Annotated in this window: 1 protein-coding gene; it reads left to right on the top strand. The window is 76.2% G+C overall.

Annotation, left to right across the window (positions count from 1 at the left end; genetic code table 11):
* A partial coding sequence (locus tag J0670_RS34775) for an amino acid adenylation domain-containing protein (protein WP_207816445.1) occupies positions 1–2,868 on the top strand: 2,868 nt, incomplete at both ends.

The raw sequence follows: 2,868 nt of genomic DNA, 5'->3' as shown, positions 1-2,868 counted from the left end.
CGCCCGCCCCGACGCCGGCGGCCGCACCCCCTCCGACTACCCGCTGGCCGGCCTCGACCAGGCCGGCGTGGACCGGATCGTCGGCGACGGACGCGACGTCGAGGACCTGCTGCCGCTGACCCCGCTCCAGGAGGGCATGCTCTTCCACCGCCTGGTCGGCGGCCCCGACGACGTCTACCTCGACCAGGCCGCCCTGCTGCTGGAGGGCGTCGCCGACCCGCACGCCCTCGCCCTCGCCTGGCAGCGCGTCGCCGACCGCACGCCCGCGCTGCGCACCTCGGTGGTGTGGGAGGGCGTCCCCGCACCGCTCCAGGTCGTGCGCAGGAGCGTCCGGCTGCCCGTCACCCACCTGGACCTACGGGCCGTCGACCCCGGCGAGCACGCCGAGCGGCTGGCCCGGCTGGGCGCCGACGACCTCGCCCGCGGCCTGGACCTCGCCACCGCGCCGCTCACCCGGCTCACCCTGGTCCGGCTGCCCGACGCCCGGCTGCACCTGCTGTGGACCTCCCACCACCTGATCCTGGACGGCTGGAGCCTCGCCCAGGTGCTCACCGACGTGTTCGACGAGTACGCGTCCCTCACCACCGGCGCCGCACCCGCACCGGCGGTGCGCCGGCCCTTCGCCGACTACGTGCGCTGGCTCGCCGACCGGGACACCGGGGCCGCCCGCACCCACTGGCGGGGCGTCCTCGACGGCTTCGCCACCGCCACCCCGCTGCCCGCCGACCGGGTCAGGCACGAGGACCACCGGGCCCGCTCGGCCGAGGCCCACACCGCCGCCCTGTCCGAGGAGGTCTCCGAGCGGCTGGCCCGCACCGCCCGGCAGGCCGGGCTCACCCTCGGCACCGTCGTCCAGGGCGCCTGGGCCCTGCTGCTGTCCCGCTACAGCGGCGAGCCGGACGTGCTGTTCGGGACGACCGTCTCCGGCCGCCCCGAGGAACTGCCCGGCGTCGAGTCGATGATCGGCATGTTCATCAACACCCTGCCCACCAGGGTCCTGGTGGACGGCGGCCGCACCGCCGCCGCCTGGCTGCGCGAACTCCAGGAGTCGCAGGCCGAGGCCCGGCGCCACAGCGCGGTCTCGCTCGCCGAACTCACCGGCCTCAGCGACGTCCCGGCCGGCGGCGCCCTGTTCGACAGCCTCGTCGCCTTCGAGAACTACCCCTTCGACGACGCCCGCACGGCCGGCACCGGGATCCGCCTGGCCGACGTCTCCTCGCGCGACGCCACCAACTACCCCCTCGTCCTGCGCGCTCACCAGGGCGAGCGCCTCGGCTTCGACCTCGCCTACGACCCGGAGCTGTTCGACGCCGAGACCGTCCGCACCCTCGCCGAGCGGCTCCGCCTGCTGCTCACCGACCTGGCCCGGGGGCTGGACCGCCCGCTGCGCGCCCTGGAGTGGACCACCGCCGAGGAGCGGCGGCGCCTGCTGACCGACTGGAACGGCACCGTGCAGGGCCGACCCGACCGCACCCTGGTGGACCTGTTCGAGGCCCAGGCCGCCCGCACCCCGCACGCCGAGGCCGTCACCTCCGGCGAGGAGCGCCTCGACTATGCCACCCTGGACGCCCGGGCCGGCCGGCTCGCCCACCGGCTCGCCGAACTCGGCGCCGGGCCCGAGGAGTTCGTCGCCCTCGCACTGCCCCGTACGGCCGAGCTGGTGGTGGCCGTCCTCGCCGTCCTCAAGACCGGCGCGGCCTACCTGCCGCTCGACCCGGGCCTGCCCGCCGAACGCCGCGACCAACTGCTGCGCGACGCGGCCCCGGTGGCCCTGGTGACGACCTCCGCCGTACCCGCCGAGGTGCCCGTCATCGCCCTCGCCGACCCCGGGGTGCGCGCCGACCTGGCCCGCCGCCCGGCCGGCCCGCTCCCCGCCCGGCACCGCCCGCTGCCGGACAGCCCCGCCTACGCCATCTTCACCTCCGGCTCCACCGGCCGCCCCAAGGGCGTCGTGGTGCCCCACGCCAACGTGGTGCGGCTGTTCGAGCAGACGCGGGGCCTCTTCGGCTTCGACGAGCGGGACGTCTGGACGCTGTTCCACTCCTACACCTTCGACTTCTCGGTCTGGGAGCTGTGGGGCCCGCTGCTGCACGGCGGCCGGCTCGTCGTCGTGCCCGAGGACACCGCCCGCTCCCCGGAGGACTTCCTGCGGCTGCTCGCCGACGAGCGCGTCACCGTCCTCAACCAGACCCCGTCCGCGTTCCACCCGCTGGCCCGCGCGGACGCCGAACACCCGGAACTCTCACGCCGGTTGACACTCCGTACGGTGGTCTTCGGCGGCGAGGCGCTGGACGTCACCCGCCTCGCCGACTGGTACGAGCGCCACCCCGAGGACGCGCCGCGCCTGGTGAACATGTACGGCATCACCGAGACCACCGTGCACGTCACCCACGCCGAGCTGGACCGGGCGAGCGCCACCCTCGGCGGCCCCGGCCCGATCGGCACCGGCATCCCCGACCTGCGGCTGTACGTGCTCGACGGCGACCTCGCCCCGGTGCCCCCGGGCGCCGTCGGCGAACTGTACGTGGCGGGGGAGGGCCTGGCCCGCGGCTACCTGGGCAGGCCCGGACTGACCGCCGCCCGCTTCCTCGCCGACCCGTTCGGCGCCCCGGGCACCCGGATGTACCGCACCGGCGACCGGGCCCGCTGGCAGCACGACGGTACCCTGCGCTACCTGGGCCGGGCCGACCAGCAGGTCAAGATCCGCGGCTACCGGATCGAACCCGGCGAGATCGAGGCCGCCCTCCAGACCCACCCGGGCGTGGCCCAGGCCACCGTGGGCGTCCACGAGGACGCCTCCGGCACCCGCCGACTGGTCGCCCACGTCGTCCCCGCCGAGGGCTCCTCGCCGCCGCCCGCCGCCGAACT

Origin of the sequence: Streptomyces sp. FH025 (genome assembly GCF_017427025.1) — a bacterium.
Taxonomy (GTDB): domain Bacteria; phylum Actinomycetota; class Actinomycetes; order Streptomycetales; family Streptomycetaceae; genus Kitasatospora.
Note: the sequence above shows the minus strand (reverse complement) of the source record. Positions and strands in the feature narration are given on the sequence as shown.